Annotated in this window: 24 protein-coding genes; 7 read left to right on the forward strand and 17 right to left on the reverse strand. The window is 37.1% G+C overall.

All coding sequences use genetic code 11. The features are described from left to right. Window positions 1–49: 49 nt before the first annotated feature. From MKY49_RS20990 to MKY49_RS21040, 11 genes are all read right to left on the reverse strand, one after another. A complete protein-coding gene (locus MKY49_RS20990) occupies window positions 50–700 on the reverse strand; it encodes a hypothetical protein (RefSeq protein WP_341387031.1) in 651 nt (216 codons plus the stop codon). Between the two features lie 213 nt (window positions 701–913). Beyond that, window positions 914–1,678 (reverse strand): alpha/beta hydrolase, encoded by a 765-nt coding sequence (locus tag MKY49_RS20995; RefSeq protein WP_274794810.1) that lies wholly within the window; start codon window positions 1,676–1,678, stop codon window positions 914–916. After that, complete coding sequence (locus MKY49_RS21000) at window positions 1,675–2,457, reverse strand: ABC transporter ATP-binding protein (RefSeq protein ID WP_274797390.1); 783 nt, start codon at window positions 2,455–2,457, stop codon at window positions 1,675–1,677. The genes MKY49_RS20995 and MKY49_RS21000 overlap by 4 nt, the downstream gene beginning before the upstream one ends. A 29-nt stretch (window positions 2,458–2,486) precedes the next feature. Beyond that, on the reverse strand, window positions 2,487–3,476 hold the full coding sequence (locus MKY49_RS21005; RefSeq protein WP_341387131.1) for a FecCD family ABC transporter permease: 990 nt from the start codon (window positions 3,474–3,476) through the stop codon (window positions 2,487–2,489). Between the two features lie 34 nt (window positions 3,477–3,510). After that, on the reverse strand, window positions 3,511–4,518 hold the full coding sequence (locus tag MKY49_RS21010) for a FecCD family ABC transporter permease (protein ID WP_274794811.1): 1,008 nt from the start codon (window positions 4,516–4,518) through the stop codon (window positions 3,511–3,513). A 103-nt stretch (window positions 4,519–4,621) separates the two neighbouring features. Beyond that, window positions 4,622–5,593 carry an ABC transporter substrate-binding protein gene (locus tag MKY49_RS21015; RefSeq protein ID WP_274794812.1) on the reverse strand — a complete coding sequence of 324 codons (972 nt, stop codon included), beginning with the start codon at window positions 5,591–5,593 and terminating at the stop codon, window positions 4,622–4,624. 204 nt (window positions 5,594–5,797) lie between these two features. Beyond that, on the reverse strand, window positions 5,798–6,628 hold the full coding sequence (locus MKY49_RS21020) for a helix-turn-helix domain-containing protein (protein ID WP_274794813.1): 831 nt from the start codon (window positions 6,626–6,628) through the stop codon (window positions 5,798–5,800). A 10-nt stretch (window positions 6,629–6,638) separates the two neighbouring features. Beyond that, a complete protein-coding gene (locus MKY49_RS21025; protein WP_322605278.1) occupies window positions 6,639–7,103 on the reverse strand; it encodes a DinB family protein in 465 nt (154 codons plus the stop codon). 14 nt (window positions 7,104–7,117) lie between these two features. Next, window positions 7,118–7,567, reverse strand: coding sequence for a nucleotidyltransferase family protein (locus MKY49_RS21030; RefSeq protein ID WP_341387032.1), 450 nt, complete (start codon window positions 7,565–7,567; stop codon window positions 7,118–7,120). Continuing rightward, entirely contained in the window at window positions 7,489–7,677 is a 189-nt protein-coding gene (locus tag MKY49_RS21035) for a hypothetical protein (RefSeq protein WP_341387034.1), read from the reverse strand. Before MKY49_RS21035 ends, MKY49_RS21030 begins: the two co-directional genes overlap by 79 nt. Before the next feature lie 252 nt (window positions 7,678–7,929). Next, entirely contained in the window at window positions 7,930–8,295 is a 366-nt protein-coding gene (locus tag MKY49_RS21040; protein WP_274794816.1) for a YybH family protein, read from the reverse strand. 119 nt (window positions 8,296–8,414) lie between these two features. Between MKY49_RS21040 and MKY49_RS21045 the strand changes: the two genes are divergently transcribed. Next, window positions 8,415–8,903, forward strand: coding sequence for an SRPBCC family protein (locus MKY49_RS21045; protein WP_341387035.1), 489 nt, complete (start codon window positions 8,415–8,417; stop codon window positions 8,901–8,903). 320 nt (window positions 8,904–9,223) lie between these two features. Here MKY49_RS21045 and MKY49_RS21050 read toward each other — a convergent pair whose 3' ends face one another. From MKY49_RS21050 to MKY49_RS21060, 3 genes are all read right to left on the reverse strand, one after another. Further along, the gene (locus MKY49_RS21050) at window positions 9,224–9,988 is read right to left on the reverse strand and encodes a hypothetical protein (RefSeq protein ID WP_341387037.1); all 765 of its coding nucleotides are present in this window, start codon (window positions 9,986–9,988) and stop codon (window positions 9,224–9,226) included. Between the two features lie 73 nt (window positions 9,989–10,061). Further along, entirely contained in the window at window positions 10,062–11,693 is a 1,632-nt protein-coding gene (gene abc-f / locus MKY49_RS21055) for a ribosomal protection-like ABC-F family protein (protein WP_341387038.1), read from the reverse strand. Window positions 11,694–12,047: 354 nt separating this feature from the next. Continuing rightward, a complete protein-coding gene (locus MKY49_RS21060) occupies window positions 12,048–12,410 on the reverse strand; it encodes a hypothetical protein (protein WP_274794820.1) in 363 nt (120 codons plus the stop codon). Between the two features lie 128 nt (window positions 12,411–12,538). Between MKY49_RS21060 and MKY49_RS21065 the strand changes: the two genes are divergently transcribed. The 3 genes from MKY49_RS21065 to MKY49_RS21075 all read left to right on the forward strand — a co-directional run bounded on the left by MKY49_RS21065 (window position 12,539) and on the right by MKY49_RS21075 (window position 14,820). After that, window positions 12,539–13,399, forward strand: coding sequence for an endo alpha-1,4 polygalactosaminidase (locus tag MKY49_RS21065; protein WP_322605271.1), 861 nt, complete (start codon window positions 12,539–12,541; stop codon window positions 13,397–13,399). Window positions 13,400–13,513: 114 nt separating this feature from the next. Then, a complete protein-coding gene (locus MKY49_RS21070) occupies window positions 13,514–13,987 on the forward strand; it encodes a DUF2243 domain-containing protein (RefSeq protein WP_341387133.1) in 474 nt (157 codons plus the stop codon). Between the two features lie 14 nt (window positions 13,988–14,001). Then, window positions 14,002–14,820 carry a cytochrome c oxidase assembly protein gene (locus MKY49_RS21075; RefSeq protein ID WP_322605270.1) on the forward strand — a complete coding sequence of 273 codons (819 nt, stop codon included), beginning with the start codon at window positions 14,002–14,004 and terminating at the stop codon, window positions 14,818–14,820. Between the two features lie 12 nt (window positions 14,821–14,832). Here the strand turns inward: MKY49_RS21075 and MKY49_RS21080 are convergent, their stop codons facing one another. Beyond that, window positions 14,833–15,342 (reverse strand): DNA-deoxyinosine glycosylase, encoded by a 510-nt coding sequence (locus MKY49_RS21080; protein ID WP_341387039.1) that lies wholly within the window; start codon window positions 15,340–15,342, stop codon window positions 14,833–14,835. An 18-nt stretch (window positions 15,343–15,360) separates the two neighbouring features. Continuing rightward, window positions 15,361–16,155 (reverse strand): DUF2268 domain-containing protein, encoded by a 795-nt coding sequence (locus tag MKY49_RS21085; RefSeq protein ID WP_341387040.1) that lies wholly within the window; start codon window positions 16,153–16,155, stop codon window positions 15,361–15,363. A gap of 104 nt (window positions 16,156–16,259) precedes the next feature. Here MKY49_RS21085 and MKY49_RS21090 point away from each other — a divergent pair, with 104 nt between their 5' ends. Then, entirely contained in the window at window positions 16,260–16,520 is a 261-nt protein-coding gene (locus tag MKY49_RS21090; protein ID WP_274794825.1) for a hypothetical protein, read from the forward strand. Between the two features lie 55 nt (window positions 16,521–16,575). Here the strand turns inward: MKY49_RS21090 and MKY49_RS21095 are convergent, their stop codons facing one another. Next, window positions 16,576–17,310: a polysaccharide deacetylase family protein gene (locus tag MKY49_RS21095; protein WP_274794826.1), complete on the reverse strand. Its 735-nt coding sequence runs from the start codon at window positions 17,308–17,310 to the stop codon at window positions 16,576–16,578. A gap of 270 nt (window positions 17,311–17,580) precedes the next feature. Between MKY49_RS21095 and MKY49_RS21100 the strand changes: the two genes are divergently transcribed. Together MKY49_RS21100 and MKY49_RS21105 are read left to right on the forward strand one after the other, a co-directional pair. Then, window positions 17,581–17,703 (forward strand): hypothetical protein, encoded by a 123-nt coding sequence (locus MKY49_RS21100; protein WP_274794827.1) that lies wholly within the window; start codon window positions 17,581–17,583, stop codon window positions 17,701–17,703. A 160-nt stretch (window positions 17,704–17,863) separates the two neighbouring features. Continuing rightward, on the forward strand, window positions 17,864–18,166 hold the full coding sequence (locus MKY49_RS21105; RefSeq protein ID WP_274794828.1) for a YunC family protein: 303 nt from the start codon (window positions 17,864–17,866) through the stop codon (window positions 18,164–18,166). Window positions 18,167–18,233: the final 67 nt, after the last annotated feature.

Raw genomic sequence — 18,233 nt, forward strand, 5'->3', positions numbered from 1 at the left:
AACCGTTTTCTTTATTAAATTATTACAGATAATTCAGTAAATTAAAATGCTAAATGCATAGAGATTTTTTTACAACAGCTACTAATGGCTTTAATGGATGGATAACTGATATAGCTGTTTGCTCTTCAAATTGTTGTGCGGCATCTACCATTGAAAGCTGCGCTACAGAGATCAACCTTTGTTCATCAGTTAATGAAAGCAGAGTCTGTAAAATGGCATCACTGTAGGCTTCCTTTTTTCCCTGCATAATGAGGTCAAATGTATTCTCAATGACTTTTGCCACGACAGTTACTGATTTTTCATGATGCTTAGCATATTGGTGAAGTCTAGCCATTGTTCCTTCAACGGTCATAGGATTTGTAAAAAGAATGGTTATAGGTTGTTGTACGTTACATATGCTTTCAAAATATAGCTCATCAATCTTTATTATGGGAATTGATGAATCGACAGTAGCATCATCCTGTAACAAGGCAATATAATTAGTACATGTTATTAAAATAGCATCCACATCACAGCTAGCTATCCATTCGATTTGTTCCTTAACTTTACGAGCTACATCACCCATTCCTTTTGATACTCGCTGCATGACTCCAGGATCTACAAAATGAAGCAATTCCATATCCTCATCATTTTGGAAAGTACGCTCTATGTACTCTATATTGGAATAATGGGCATGCAAACAGCCAATTCGTTTCTTCAAATACCTTCCTCCTCATTGGAAAGCCTCTTTTCCATTGTTACCTTACCAGATTCCCTCCCATTTCTTCTTTTCTTACAGCATATCTTAATAATTGATCTAATGCACTGGAGTAAATTACTCCACCTCAATTCATCATAGAAAGATGACCTATTAAGCATACATATTCATAAAAATAACCGCATTATCAAAAGACAATGCGGTCTACCAATTTGTTTATTTATGCATAAAGCGTATGGCTCTACTCATAACAGTTGGTACAATTGAAGCATGATTTTCGTCTAAAGCCTCGTAAAACTCAACATTCATTATTTTTTCTAGTAACGTTGCCATTTGGCGCGCATCATCCACCATAAAGGTTTCAAGTTCACCTGCACTAATAAACAATGTTTCGTTCATTTCTTGATGCTCATTCAAAAATACTGACGCACATTGTACTAATTCATGCTCATTCCACCAAATTGAAGGGCTAATAGCTAGATAGCGTTGGAAGCTAGATTGATGGTGAAACAGTTGCCAAAGCGTAAAATAACCTCCTAAGGAATGACCAAATAAAGCTTCCTGTGCTTTATTCACAGGATATTGGGCCTCAATTGTCGGCTTCAGCTCTTCCTCTATAAAGCGGCTAAAATACACTGCTCCTCCTAACTTTTCATGACCCTTCCCTTTAAATCGTGCAGGATAAATATATGTCTCTGCTGGCGCCGTAAAATCATAAAATCTTCTTTCACGCATATCATCGCCATGTCCGATGCCTACAACAACAGCTGGTAGGACCCCCGTCTTTGGTGCATTACGACTTTGTAAACGTATCGCTTCCTTTACAAGATTAAAATAAGATGAGCCATCTAGTACATACAACACCGGAAAGCCTACTTCTGGTGCTTCCTCACTTGGCACATAGATATTAATCGTGTACGTATAATCCGTTAATTTCGATGTTATTTGTTGTGTGGCATGCTCTATTTTAGTTCTCTTCATTTGTCACCCTCCTTTAAAATGTCATAGCCATAGCATACAGGTGTATTCGTTACTGGATCTTCCATAATGCGTGCATCAATATGAAATACTTTACGCATCACTTCTGCACTTACTATTTCCTGCGGCGTTCCGGTTTGTATAATAACACCTTTCTGCATCGCAATAAGATGATCTGAATATCTGGCAGCGTGGTTAATATCATGTAGAACCATGACAATTGTACAGTCGTGCTGCTCATTTAAGCTTTTGACTATATCCAGCACTTCTAGCTGATGTGCCATATCTAAATAGGTAGTAGGCTCGTCCAACAGTAAAATATTTGTTTCTTGTGCTAAAGCCATCGCTAACCAAACGCGCTGACGCTGACCTCCAGACAGCTGTGCAAGCTCTCGATTACGATATTCCATCGTATTTGTGACAGTTAACGCCCACTCAATCATTTCCTCATCTTTATTTGTTAACCGATTGACATTGTTTCGATGTGGATAACGACCATAGGCAATTAACTCCTGCACCTTTAATTGACCAGGTGCAACAGGTGTTTGAGATAGAATAGCTAGTTTCTTTGCAATATCCTTGGTCGATAAATTTTGCATATTTTGCTCTTGCAAGTATACCGTGCCTTGCTGCTTTTTTAATATACGTCCAATTGTTTTAAGAAGTGTTGATTTACCACACCCATTTGGACCAATAATCGTTGTCACCTTGCCCTCTTCTATCGTTAAATTTAAGCCTTCAAATACACGAACCTGCTCATAACCGGAAGCTAAATTTTCCATTCTAAATGCAGTTTGCACATCATTTCCTCCTATGCCTTAGATTTCACAAGTAAATACAAAAAGTAGGGAATCCCAATAATGGAAACAACAATTCCAACAGCCAGTTCCGATGGTGCAAATACGGTTTTGCCAATAAAATCAGCTAAAATTAACAAGGCTGCACCAATCAATGCACTTACCGGCATGACAAAACGGTGTTGAATACCGACCAGCTGCTTCGCAATATGAGGAGCCATTAAACCTATGAAGCCAATACTTCCTGATACGGATACACAGGCACTAACAAGCCCAACACTAGCTAATAACAGCTTCATTTTCTCTTTTTCAACAGCGATTCCTAAACTTGTGATGCTATCCTCTTCAAGCTGAAAATAATCAAGTAAATGCGATTTTCTATACACATACATTCCTAAAACTAAGAGCCAAGGTAACATCGTTAGGGCAAAAATCCAATTCGCATTATAGATAGACCCTGCCATCCATATAGCTGCAGATTCAAAATCTTGAGCACTCATTTTTAAAGAAAAGAATAATGACAAAGCACCAAACCCACTATTAATCGCTATCCCTGTTAAAATTAAACGCTGCATATCTAGATGACCATTTTTTAAAGCAAATGAGAAAATCAATATAGCAGCAATCGCACCACCGATAAAACCGAACAATGGCATCATTAAAATAGACAACCAGCTACTCATATCTGCACTCACTAGTTTTAATTGAAAGAAGAACATAAAAATTACGACCGCTGCACCAGCGCCAGCATTAATTCCTAAAATCCCAGGGTCCGCTAGTCCATTGCGTGTAATCCCCTGTAAGACAACCCCTGCCAAACCTAAGCCAATGCCGACTAGTCCGGCAATAACAATTCGAGGCAAGCGAAATTCAAAAATGACTAGATCAAATTTAGGATTTGCCTCAATCCGCAACAATGTTTTAATGACATCCATGACAGACATATCAAAAACACCATTTGTTATATGTAGATAGCTCGCAAGCAAAATTAATAAAATAAGCATTGATATAGTTAGAACAAAAATATTGGAGGTTTTTTTACGCACGTTTTTCACCTCCGTGCTTGCGAACTAAATATAAGAAGAAGGGTACGCCAACTAATGCTGTTAAGACTCCAATTGGCGTTTCAAATGGATAGTTAACATAGCGACTAAGGACATCACAAAGCGCTAAAAAGAAGGCACCAATAACAGCGGCACAAGGAATGATATAGCGATAATCTACTCCAACTAAGAAACGTGTAATATGTGGGATAACTAGCCCTACAAAGGCGATTTTTCCAACAAGAGCCACCGCTGTTCCAGTCAGGCATACTACTGCTAGCATACTAATAATTCGCACTGCTTTTGTTTTCTGCCCAAGTCCCATAGCTATATCTTCACCTAATGACGTAATAGTAATGGCTTTCGCAGATAATAAAGCCAGGACTAATCCTGTTAAACCAAACGGAATAGAAAGAATAAGCATATCCATGTCCACCATATGTACTTTTGTGTTATACCAAGCACTGACTGTTTGCGAGACTTGGAAATACATCGCAATGGCAGTAGCAATACTGCTTAAAAACGTACCAATGACCGTACCAATAATCGCTAACCTTACTGGTGATAGGCCATTGCGAATTAATGAACCAAAACCAAAGACAATGCCGGCTCCCAATGCTGAACCAAGCATAGATAATAAAATCATTTGATAGTTTGGAAGTCCGGGGAAAAAGACGATAGCTAATGTTATGACAAAAGCGGAGCCGTCGTTAACGCCCATTAATGACGGTGAAGCTAAATAATTTCGTGTAATCCCCTGCATAACTGCTCCGGCTACTGCCAAAAAAGCTCCTACTAACAATACTGCGGCTACTCGGGGAATACGTCCTGTCCGTATAATTTGATGATCAACATTCGAAGGATCAAAAGCTGCCATCGCCTGCCATACTGTCATTGCACTAATATCCTTCGTGCCATACGTAATAGAAACAAGTGCCACAAGGGCAATAAGGAAAGGAAATACCGCTAATATTGAAAATGACACTATGTTTATTTTTTTCAACTTTTACACCTTTTTCTTTACCATTTTCACACCCAAACTGTTACTGAACAAAAGGCCGGTAATAGCCCGGTGACATCACCAAATCTACTACCAGCCTGCTATACTATTTAAGTAATTTTTCAGCTGCAGCATCTAAGAATTTTACCTTAGACCAAGCCGTACCACCTTGTGCTAATGGCTCAATTGCATTAACGAAAACCTGATTATTTTGCGCTGCCTTCAAGCTCATGAAAATCGGATTCTTTTGTAGGTCCTCTAAAGCTTTTGGCGTATCCTTATTCTCTGAATCCTCGAATTGTAAGAAAATCGCATCTGGATTTACTTGAGCTAATGTTTCAAGTGATAGTTCAGCTTGCGCCTTAGCTGTAGTGACCACTTCTGGGACGGGTGCTCCTAAATCTTCATAGAGGACTGGATTTAAATAAACACCTGCTGGATAAATGTACATTACACCACCACGAACACGGATTATTAATACTTGCTTATCTGCTAATTGTTCCTTTGATTTCACTTGTGCATCAGCAACTTTAGCTTCATAGTCAGAGATGATTTTTTTAGCATCCTCTTCTTTACCAGCTAATTGTGCAAGTAATGTTAAATTTTCCTTCCAGTTTGTTGAAATATGTGAGTACGGAATCATTGTTTGAATTTTGTTCAGCTTTTCAGCCGTTTCCTCAGGGAATTTCGAAGTGCCAACGATGACATCAGGATTTAGATTAAGAATGGCTTCCGCATTTGGCTCCATTTTATTTCCTACAAGTGTAGTACCTTCAAAATCCGCTGCTAGATAAGCAGGAACTTTACCACCAACTTCTAGTACACCTACTGGCTTAATGCCGAGCATAGCAGCGTCTTCCATTGATTCTAGACTTGCAGCAACAATATTGTTAACTTGTGCTGGAAGCTCATATTTTTCACCTAAGTATGTAATTGTTTGTGTTTGTGCTTGTTCTGTCTGCGATTCTGTTGCGCTTGTATTAGTTGTTGACGTAGACTCCTCCGCCTTATCTGTCCCACATGCGGCAAGTGACAGTGCTAAAAGTGCCGGAGCACACATTTTAAAATATTTATTCATAAAAATTCTCTCCTAACAATCTTTTATTGATAATGATAATCGTTTTCACAAACAAGTCAATACACAATTGATATTCATTATCATTTACGGATACTATCCTAACAAAGTAAAAAAAGATTGTGAATGGACGATTTCGAAAATGACATGGATTTTTGCCGATTTAAATAATAAAAAAACTGCTTCTTTTTTTATAAGAAACAGCATTTACACATAGTTAGCTTCCTCCATTTTTATCTTTCGATAAGCTGAAGGTGACAAACCAGTACATTTTTTAAAGACTCTACTAAAATAAAAGCAATCTACATACCCTACACATTCAGCAATTTCAGCTATAGGAATTTCAGCATATTCTAGTAAGTCCTTTGCGCGCCGTATACGGTATTCCGTTATATAGGTGCTAGGATTCATACCTGTATGCTGCTCAAATAAATACGCAAAGCGACGGCGTTCAATTCCAAATTCTTTAGAAATATTTGACACCAAAATCTGCTCTGCATAATTCTCATGTATATACTCTAAGGCCTGTTCCATCCATTTACTAGCACTATCTAAAACCTTCATTTTTGCCGCTATAAGAATATTTTCTAGCAAATTCATAAATAAAGTCTTGGACTTAAAAATAGCCATACTTCCTGGAAGTGAGTAGCTTTCTATTATTTGCTGGACGATGTTAATGATTTGCGTGTTAAAGCCTGTATTGATTGAAAAATGTTGCTCTGCTAATGGGAAAAGAGCAGATTCCTCTGTAGGTAGACTATAATGAATAACTGCATATTCCCAACCTTTGTGACTGGTAACCTTTACTTCTATCGGCATCTGGGAACCTGCATGGACAATCATTCCCGGCTCCATAACATAGGGAGTTCCTTTAAAGCTAAAGATGGCACTACCTGCAAGAGGTATAACTAAGCCACATTTTCCTGGCGCTGTTGTTCTTCCTGTATCTTCTTCACCGGGTTCCATTCTTTTAGTAAAAACATCCGTAAATTTTACAGAAGCATGTGCAAAGTAATCAATTAAATATTTGATATCCATACGCTAACTCCTAAACATGTATAACATTCTGAATCTGTGAAAAATGATGTAAATCATGATTGATTAACCCGATAAAATAGTCAACAATGATTATCTCTGATTGACCAATTGTAAATGTCTGCTGCCATTGCTCATCTGTAAATTGCTGAAGAACTTGTAATAGCTGACTCCTTGAGGTAATAAAATCCGTGATTGTTTGATCCATATGCTGTTCCCGACTTTTCTTGGCTGCACTCGTATTTAGCTTTTCAGCATCTGGTCCTTTAGGTAGACGTTCATCAACAAAGAAAAAAGGTATGCGTTGATTTAACACAAATTCATCCCAGGGGTGAAGATGTCCTATCACCTCTGCAACTGACCATTTCCCAGGTTCAATTGGCATACGCCATTGAACTTCAGATAGAGACCTAAAATCGCTTATCCAATCCATTGATTTTTTATAGTGGTTGATAACATAGGTTTTATCTCTTTGCAATAAAGCTCACCTCTTTACTGAAGATTAATTTCTAACTTTGGCCATCTTAAGTGCCACTGTTTAAGATGCATTCTTTGACGATAAATCTCATAATTATTTTCAAGGAAAAATGGCGTCGGCTCTACAATACCTGCTCCTAGATGTCTAATCCCATACGGTGCAGCAATCTCTAGTAAACCATTTGATAATTTCACGCCAATAGCCGTTGGTATTTCAGGGAAATGAGCAATTCCATCAACAGCAGATTTGTACGGTTTACTTCCATTAAGGACGTGCATTCGTGCTTGATTTTTCACAGACCATGGCTCATTTGGAGATATCTGTTTGAGTTCCTGTTCATAGTGTTTTTCTATTTTTTCCGCTACCTTTTCTTTATCAAAATATATCACATCAATATCAGTAATCGGTGTTCTATCTTCTTTTTCATGAAGGACATCCCATACCTGCGAATGACCCCTGCACATACCCACCAATCTGGCAGCTGCAATGTTTCCACTGTAGATAAAATATCCATCATCCAATCATCTGCCACTATTAGATTTTTTAGTTCTTCCTCCGTTAGTAGCAATCTCAAGTCGTCAGCCTCCAATTTAACTTTTACACCAAACTTTTAATCTTGTCGCTACCATTTCAGGTGCATCTCGGAATATATCATGTCCAGCTCCTACAATTGATTCAACATTTAAATGTCCTATTTTCATTTGTAAGTTCTGGATACAATTTTTTCTTATCGTATCTAACTCTGCAGGTACCGTTGCATGTATTAACAATATGGGGCATTTTACATTATTCTTTTATTGATTATCCAAGTGGCATTTACATTCATTTACTGAGCACCACTCAAATGTTCGTGTATTAACTTCCATTCATCGTCAACGAATGTAAAAATATTTGTTGCTCTACCGCTACCTGTTACAAATTTTCCGTTTAGATAGCCTTCATAGTGATATGTATAAAGACAGGTAGCTGTTTTTTCGTCAACTGTTATCCAGTTTACATCTGATGCCGAATAAACTTCCTCTTTGATTACATTCCACGCATGCTTAAAGTACGCCTCAATTTCTTCTGTAGTAGTGCATGTTTTATCAGAGAACCAATAAATTGCCTGAGGATGCAAAATTGCCTTTACTTGATTAAAATCATGTGTATTTGTTGCTTGTATATACCTTTCCAGTGCTTGTTGATGTGTCATCAGCTCTCCTCCTTTTTAACAATATTATCCTAAATTTTAATGATTGTCGTGTGACATTTTGCTGTTAAAGCCTATAATGAAGATAAAATATATTATGCGTAGTATTTAGGAGGATAGCTATGTTAGCTACTATTAAAAAGCACTCAGATTGTCATGTCGTAACGTACAAAAGACCGCTACCACATTCAATTGACACTGTTTGGAAGGCCATAACTACCAATGAAAACCTACAAAAGTGGATGAGTAATCTTGAAATCATTGAGCTACGTCAGCACGGTAAAATACATTTTAATATGAACGATGGAACAGATACCTATGAGGAAATTGCCATAACAGATTATGCTGAAAAACAAGTACTCGAATTTGAATGGGGTCAAGATCGCGTTAGATTTGAACTGTCACCTACAGACAATGGCTCATTATTACGATTAATTGAGACCCTACAAGAGCTAACCGACCACACGCCAAAGGATTTAGCAGGATGGCATATATGCCTTGACTTGTTATCAGATTTATTGAATGGTGTAGAACATCAAAGCTTCCCAATGGAAAACTGGCAGCAACGTTTTAACGAATACAAGAAGCTCATAGATGATGTAAGATCTTAAATTGCAAAAAACCTAGAGCAACTACTGCTCTAGGTTTTTATAGTGTTGAAAAACAATCATAGCATGATTACGAAAGGGAAAGTTCGTTTCAAATGGATGTTATCTTTTTAGCAAAGATTTATGTGCTCCCTACTCTTTTAATGTGTGAGCTTCTTACTACGATATGGTTGATTGGCGTTCAAGCGTCACTCCTAGGGGATTAGCGTCACAGATGAGACCCTGGAGCGAACGTTAGGGAGTGAAGCGGCTCATCGGACGCCCCCTGAAAGGGATGCTGGCGGAACAAAAATCAACGCCTCACCTTGCTATACAATCTTTTTCTATTGATAAAAAGCTGTAGCAATTTCAAGAGCTTTTAACGGCTCTTTGATCGAATCGAGTGTGTAGACAAGCTTTTCATCCTGCCACACAATTAAATTACCAGATTGATATAAATCCAGCTGAGCTAAACCATATTGCTTTGGAATAGGTAGCATATGATTTTCTAAATATTTTACTGCCTGCTTAGCAAGCTTAATACCTGCCTCTGGGTCGTCAGTGCGTGTATGTGTGGCGATGGCCCATCTCCCTTCATTCCAACCCGTCCATAACGAGCCAGCACCCGCATCTTGATAACCCGTTATATTGTAGCCAAGATCAACTTCGTGCCCTCCATTTTGACTAAAATTATCGAATGCGATTTGTGTACTAGCCCCTTCAGCACTTTTGTATTGCTTGACGAACAATCTACAGATGGCAGTCGCAGAATTCTTTAATCGAATATCATTAATTGGCATATTTTCTTTACTTTCATAAAAGATAATTTCAACATGGTCCCCTTCAGCACGTGTTGTGGCCGTTAAAAAAGCATCATCTGCAATCGGTAATGTTGTTGGCATTTTTATTGGTATATCCGAATGGATCTGATCCTTTATTTGTTGAAGAGATTCACCTTGTGACACAACTGTATCCCTATTGTCATTATTAGATTGTACGACGGGTTCATCGATCTCATTTTCTTGTGCTTGATGAATTTTTTCATGACCAGCACAAGCACCTATGATACTACTACTCAATAGTAAAATGAGAAATAGCCATCTTTTCATTGTGTTAACCTCCATCTAGTAATACCCTTTTTCGGCATTTTTCCCTGACAACGGTTAACTTAAACTTGTTTATCTATTTAAGCTTATTGATTTGCTGTGTCAGCTCATTAAACTTTTGGTCAAGCATTGCATAGTCTTTATCCTTTGCTGTAAGAAAACTCAATTTTCCTAACACCTCTTGCCTTTCCGTTTCAAGCTTTAAACGAAGAGCTACAAGATCATCCAACTGCTTTGGAGCCTCTTTACTCCATTTTTTCTCCATCTGTTGACCGCGAAGCTCCCAAACACTATTCGTTACTTTCTCTAAAAAATATCGATCATGTGATACGACAAGTAATGTCCCATTATATTGGGCAAGTGTGCGCTCCAATTGCTCACGCGAAGGTAAATCAAGATGATTCGTTGGCTCATCTAAAATAAGAACATTCCTATCCTCTAAAATATAGGCCATCAGTTTACACTTTACACGTTCTCCCATGCTCATTTCTCCTATAGTAGACGTCCAATGTGTCGGTGCAAACCCTAAATTCTTCATTAAATTGCGAACCTTGCCCCGCTCTTCAAATGTTTCTCTGTAAAAATATTGCTCTGGTGTCTGATCAATTGGTAAATCAAAAACTTCCTGCGTCAGATAGCCAATATTGGCAGCAGGAGATAGCCACACTTCACCCTCTGCTTCTAACTTGCCTAAAAGTACTTTTAAAAAGCTTGTTTTTCCACTTCCATTGTTTCCTATAATGGCGATTTTATCTCCAAATTGAGCAGTGATATTAACATCTTTAAATAACATGCGATCACCAAAACATAAAGATAAGTTCTTGGTCTCCAAAAGACGCTTACCGACACGCTGAGATGTTCCTAAAGAAAAACGAATGTCTGTATCTGGCTCCACAGCTTCAACTTTTGCCTTTGCAAGCTCAGCTTCTAATCGTTTTTTCTTAGATTTCACTTGCGAGTCTAGACGTTTTGCTTTCACACGATGATATTCCTTAAAGCCTTCTAGTTTTGTTGACTGTGCATGGCCCTTTTGCGACCATGATGTTAGCTCCTGCATTTGATCCTCAATGCGCTCTATGTTTTTTTGCTGCTTTTCGTAGGCACGTTGTTGCGTTAATCTTCTATGCTCTCTTTCAGCCATATAACTTGTATAATTGCCATTATGTTCAATCAGACTCTTTTCCTCAATAGACCAGATTTTTGTAGCAACCTTATCTAAAAAATAACGATCATGTGAGACAACCATTATCGTTCCCTTATAGTTTTGTATTTGCCTTATCAAAAAAGCTGTACTTTGGTCATCTAAATGATTGGTTGGTTCATCAAGCAGTAAGAGTTGGGTATTCTGTGAAAAACCCTCTGCTAGACGCATTTTTAGCTTTTCACCCCCACTTAAAGCTGTAAATGACACATTTGGCACCTGCCATTTAGCCAACAAATCTGCCTCTCTTGCTGTTACTTCTAGTTTGTCAAATTCGGCAAGCTCCTGCTCAACAAAGGCAATCTTAACATTCTGTATCCTTTGTATTACTCCCTTAGATGGCAAAACCTTTCCTTGTATTAACTGTAATAATGTTGATTTTCCAGCACCATTTCTACCAATAATTCCGATGACCTCACCTTGCTTCACTGTGCCTGTCATATGCTCAAATAGTAAGGTATCCTTTATTTCATAATGTACATCCTGTAATTTTAAAAGTTCCTTCATACTATCCATCCTCTCCAGTTGGAGGGACAAAAAAATCCCTCCAAGTATTTTGGAAGGATTAGTCTCTACAATATCATACACAAATAAGCTATTAAAATAGCTAGTTTGTCGCTCCAGAATCTTTATAAAAAAGTTTGGAGTAGCTAAATATTAGCATCTACTCACTAATATCAAGCAATTATTATGAAAAATGGGCAGACTAATCCTATTTTTGTTGTTCGCGAAATATAAAATTTCAAATACAAAAAATAAGATTAGTTATTCATTAGCCACCCATCTTCCCTTCTTCATTAGTTACCGTCAATTGTAACATCATTTTTGAAAAATAAAAATTCTTTTACTCTTTATTAATGCTTATCTAAAACATTCATACGAACGGATTTGGTTTCTGGAAATTGTTCGGAAATACCAGCCATATCTTCTACTCCAGCGGAAACCAGCTATAAATTCCCTTCCCACAACTGTTGGGAAAAACCAAAAGCTTCTACCGCTATTCATCCAAATATAAGTATTTCTAAATAAACAGGAACGTATACCACTTGCACCTACACGCGATGTAGGGATTGTTGGTGAAAAGCCTGGTGGGGTACTCATTGGCATTTGCCCTCCCGGAGGTGACCCAAAATTAGAAGGTCCAAATGATGTAGTTTCAAAATCATCATAATCTGCCCAGCCCGGTCTTCTAAAATTATCTTCTCTAAATGGATTATTGTACACACAAACCCTCCTTTTACATTATTCAATATATGTAAAAGGGCGATTAACCGTTGAGCCATTGCCTAACTAAGACAATTCGTTTCCTATTATTGTATAATAAACGGGATATTTTTCTAAAAGGAGTCCCTATGAAAAAAATACTTTTACTCTTCATTGCTATGCTTACAGCAATAAGCATTTGGTTTATGATTACTAAAAATCCTGCTTCATCCTCTTCAACTAGTATTCAAGCAAAACTTGCAGATGTAAAGGATTATAAATATTACTTAGATAAAGGCAATGATACCATTGGCGAGGATATGACTAAGTTAGATTTAGTTATTGTGGAACCCATCGAAATGCAGCAAAAATATATAGATAATGCTCAAAAGAACGGCACTTTAGTTTATGGATATATTAATGCAATGGAGGCAGATCAATGGAATACAGTCCTCTATCGCCAGCTAGAAGAAGATGATTTTTATCGAGACAAGCAAGGTGAAAAAATGTACTTCGCACAGTGGGATTCTTATTTAATGGATATGACTTCTTCGCATTATCAAGACATTTTGCTAACAGAAATAGAGAAGCAAATTGTTCAGAAAGGCTTAGACGGTGTGTTTTTAGATACTGTTGGTAATATCAATTCTTATTTACCTGAAGATGAACAAAAGTGGCAAAATGAAGCCATGTTATCTTTTATCCAACAAATTAAACAACGCCATCCCACTTTATCGGTTGCTCAAAATTGGGGATTTCAAACGCTAATAGATTATACCGCGCCCTATGTCGATTTTATTATGTGGGAAGACTTCTCATATCATGAGGTAGGGAATGATGAATGGTCTCTCGAAATGATGAAAAAACTTGTCCATCTACGAGAGGAATTTGGTACACAGGTTATGGCAATCGGCTTTACAGATGAATTAGAAAGCCGTGCATTGGCGAAGAAGTATAACTTTAAATTTTTTTATAGCCCGGCTGGTTCATACTATAATACCTGGCAATGAGCGTAGCATCCCTCTGAAAACACTTGTTTCGGGGGGATATTTTGTTTAAGAGCTCCTCTCGTGGGTAGACTAAAAGAAATTCAACGTGAGGTGATATGCTTGGGGATGACAGAGATGTATGAGGAAAAAAATCATAAACACGAAAATCGCTTTCACTATAAGCAACGCAATATGTGGACAGGTATACTATTCGGACTTGGGGTTGTTGCATTTATAGATGAGGTTATTTTCCATCAATTATTACATTGGCATCATTTCTATGATAAATCTACAGCTAATATTGGATTAGTGTCAGATGGTTTATTTCATGCCTTCAGCTTTTTTGCTACGATTGGCTCTGCTTTTCTATTGGCCGATTTACATCGAAGACATGGATTTTGGTTAAAAAGATGGCTTGGTGGTATTTTTCTCGGAGCTGGAGTCTTTCAGCTTTACGATGGGATTATTCAGCATAAATTTATGAAACTTCATCAAATTCGCTATCATGTCGATATTCTACCCTATGATCTAGTGTGGAATATATTAGCAGCTATATTAATTGTAATTGGCATCATTTTATTATTCCAAACAAATCAAAAAGCACGTTAGGAGGGTTGCTCATTTTGCATTCTCATGAAGCTCACATCCAAAATTTTTTCACCTTTGGACAGCAAATATTAGCTTTTCCATTTTTTATAGCACTTATTTTCTATATCGTTGCTGTCATTGTTTCGAATCAACATAAAAAGCAATGGTCACATTATCGTACTAGCTGTTGGATAGTAGGATGTGTAAGTGCCCTTGTTACATTAATTGGCCCATTGGCTTCCCTTATTCATGTCAATTTTGTCGCACACATGATAGGTCATTTATTGCTTGGTATGCTTGCCCCACTACTTATGGTATTAGCAGCACCTATGACATTACTTTTAAGGACCTTACCAGTAAATACGGCACGTACTCTTTCTCGGATAATAAGAAGTCCTTATTTCCGTTTTGTTCGTCACCCGATAATTGCATCTACGCTAAATGTAGGTGGTCTATGGTTACTCTATACAACACCACTTTTCAACATGATGCACGAACATTTACTTTTATATATTTTTATTCATCTTCACATTTTTCTAGCAGGTTATGTGTTTACCATTGCTTTTATTTATATTGATCCCACTCCACATCCACACTCCTATGTCTTTCGATCCATTATATTATTAGTAGCATTAGCAGCTCACTCTATCCTAGCAAAATATATTTATGCGTATCCTCCTCAGCATGTAATAGCTACACAGGCAGAGCTAGGTGCCAAGATCATGTATTACGGTGGCGATGCAATTGAAATGATTATTGTTTATATCCTTTTTTATCATTGGTTTAAAAGCGCAAGAAATTTTAAGGCAGCTATTTCTTCTCATTCGAGCTACTCAAATGAACCTAGGTTTTAGTGATTGCTGAAATTAAGTTAAATAGGATTGGATAATGCGCCAGTCCTCTAGCTTTTCAGCAAAGGATTTTATATTTTTTCCTGGGATTGGACTTGTGGACGGCATTTTTTTGTAAGCTCGTCCTTCAATCAGTTCTAGGCCAAGATGCTTTTTAAAAACTTCAAATGCCTTCCCTCCATTAAAAAGCACTAATTGGATGTTAGGATACTTTTCAAAAAGTGTTTGAAAATCATTCGGCTTTTCATTACGAATCGTTGCATCAAGACTACCTTCACGTTCACAGGTTTCAATCGTATCCCAAAGACCAATTGAATTGCTTTCTAATAATGCAATTCTTTTATCATATTCATCTGGAATATCTGTTTCCAATACTTCACCAATAATGGGCCAAAAGTGATTGCGTGGATTACCATAGTATTGCTGCTTTTCTAATGATTGCTTTCCAGGCATCGAGCCAACAATAAGCACCTTTGTTGATGAATTTACGACTGGTAATAATACATTTGTTATTTCATTTGACACAACAATCACTCCTTTTCTCTATTGTAGCGGAAAATCTGATCCAGCAAGTATATCTTGGCTTGATATGGATAACGGATGATGAGTAGGATGATTCTTTATATATGTCTGCACGATCTCGTAGCCTATACAGTAGCCTATCCACAAAGGAAGCTTTCCACCATATAAAAATGGCCTATGTTTTTCAACTCCTTGAAGTTTTAAATGAGGCAAAAAATAGGTCTTCCACAAAGCTAAAAGCTCTTCCAATTTGTAGTTCTTTAACCACGGTAATAGCCATTTTTCTCCGTATAATTCTTGCACCGCACATTCTGCTACTCCCTCTAAAATAAGAGAATCCAACAAAGTCATATCTCCAAGAGACTTTTTTAAGTTGTGTAAACGGCATACATGGTTATATTCATGGGCAAACAGCGCTTGAAGTTCTCTTGTTTCTATTTCACCAATAAATAAAAAAAGTGCTTGAGGATATGCAACACCGTTTTTATTGGTCATCGTTTGCTGCTGTGTAATTGGAAAAATATAAATAGGTACTGCTGGACCATTCCATTTTTGTTGTAAATAAATAAATTCCTGTTCCACACAATCCCAAACATTGTTTTTCTTTAATTTCTCTAATTGAACTACCTCATTTGGAAGAATAAGCCCCTGTTGCTGTAATGAAAATTGTATTTCTTCTGGCAATCCATCTTGAAATATCTCTCCTAAACGCTCACAAAGAATGGAACACTGTAAGCTATTTAGTTCTTTTTTTCTTGCCAATTTCCTTGCACTTATAAATTCCTCCAGCCACTTATCTGTTGACACGACTGCCATGTCATCACCTCTATATAGCATATGTTGGAATAGACAATCGGCTAGTGATAAATGCATTAAACCGCATATATTAGCTTGTAATGACATCGAAAGGAGGGATATGTGTGAATCCATCTGATGCTTATAATCTCTGCTGTAAATATCATGGAAAACGTGTAAGGATTTCGGATTCATCTGGTAGAGTACATGTTGGGGAAATCACAAGGGTAGACAGAAGACAGGTATGGATTCTACCTGATAGAAGATACAGTGGTTATGGTTTAGGATTTTGGGGATTCGGGGGATATAGAGGTGCCGGTTTTGGCTATGGAATAGCTTTAGGAACAATATTAGGTATTGCACTAGCTCCAATTATTTTCTTCTAAATCAAACTATGAAAAATAAGCCATTTCAAACCTAGTTGAGATGGCTTATTTTTCGTTATTGAATTTGCTCTTGTTGCTGTTTACTTTCAATCAACTCGGATATTGTGACAAATGAATAGCCTTGTTTTTTTAATGCGGGTATTATTTCTTCTAGTGCCTTAATCGTTTGCGAACGGTTCCCGCCACCATCATGAAATAAAATGACATCTCCAGGTCTTGTTCCCTTCATCACCTTTTGCACTATTTTCTTGACACCAGGCTCCTTCCAATCTTGAGTATCCTGATGCCAAGACCACATTACGACCTTGTAGCCGTCCTTAACAGCAGCATTTATCATAGCATCCGTATAATTTCCACCAACGGGACGGAATAAAACTGGGGAAAAACCAGTAATACTATAAATCGTGTCATTCGTTTGTTGAAGCTCTTCTTGCAATTTTTTGATGGAAACTTTAAATGGATGTGTATACGTATGATTTGCTAATTCATGCCCTTCTGTATAAGAACGTAAAACAAGCTCTGGATACTTCTCTGCATTTTTTCCAATAATAAAAAAGGTTGCTTTAGCATCATATTTAGCTAGTAAGTCAAGCACTGCAGCCGTGTATTTTGGATGTGGGCCATCGTCAAAGGTAAGGGCAACAATTTTATCTTCTGTATTGATATCCCATACAACTTTACCTGTCTCTTCATAATAAGGGCGCCCCTTATCTGCATAGCCTTTCATTCCTAAAAATCCCGAGATGATTAAAAAGCAAACTGTTAGAAGCAGTACATAATTACGTGTCATAGCATCACCTCCCAAGTCCAACATTCAGAACTCCGTCAACTTACTATTTACGAATTACAGTGAATTATACTTCCAAAAGGACTGACGGTTTTCTCCTTTAATTATTTCAAAAAAACATTATGAACTACATAAAATTTTGAACAATATGTGAAAGGTTATGAATAGACCTTTATTTTTTTATGATCTAATGTAAAATAAAATCACCATTGATATATAACAGATTCACAAATAAATTAAATGTTATGTAACACAATAAAGGAGATGACATATATGTGGGTTATTACGGTATTTGAAAAAAATACGTATCGCATGTTTGAATACAGTACTAAAAGTGAGGCAACAATTGCTTTAAATAATTTTAAGCAAACCGCTTTACTTTCTTATACAAAATAAAGGTAAAGGTATCTATTCATTACGAGTAGATTTTTTTTGGTTTTTTCCATATAACTAATTGATTAGTTTAGTTGTCACCTTCTTTCACATTTTTTTAATAGAAATGTTGAACACCTTACTCACCATCACCATATGTATATAGAGAAAAGGAGTGATTTTGATGGTGACAATTGAACCTATTATGATTAAAGGGCATTTCTTCACAGCAGTAGTTGTTCAATTACCTAAAACAACGCTACTGACCATTTCCAATAATACGGGCTATATTATGTGTGGAGCATTAGATGTTGGTCTTTTAAATAGTCGCTTAGTTGATCGAAAAATTGTTGCTGGTCGTGCAGTTGGGGTGAAGACAATTGATGAGCTTTTAACAGCTCCATTAGAATCGGTAACATATGAAGCAGAGCAGCTTGGTATTACAGAAGGAATGTCTGGCGTAGAAGCACTTTTAAAAATGATTTAACATACTAAAAGCGTCAGTTCTAGAGTAACTAGACGCTTTTTCTTACTACTTCTTGAATAAGCAATTT

The organism is Lysinibacillus sp. FSL M8-0134, from assembly GCF_038069745.1.
Taxonomy (GTDB): domain Bacteria; phylum Bacillota; class Bacilli; order Bacillales_A; family Planococcaceae; genus Lysinibacillus; species Lysinibacillus irui.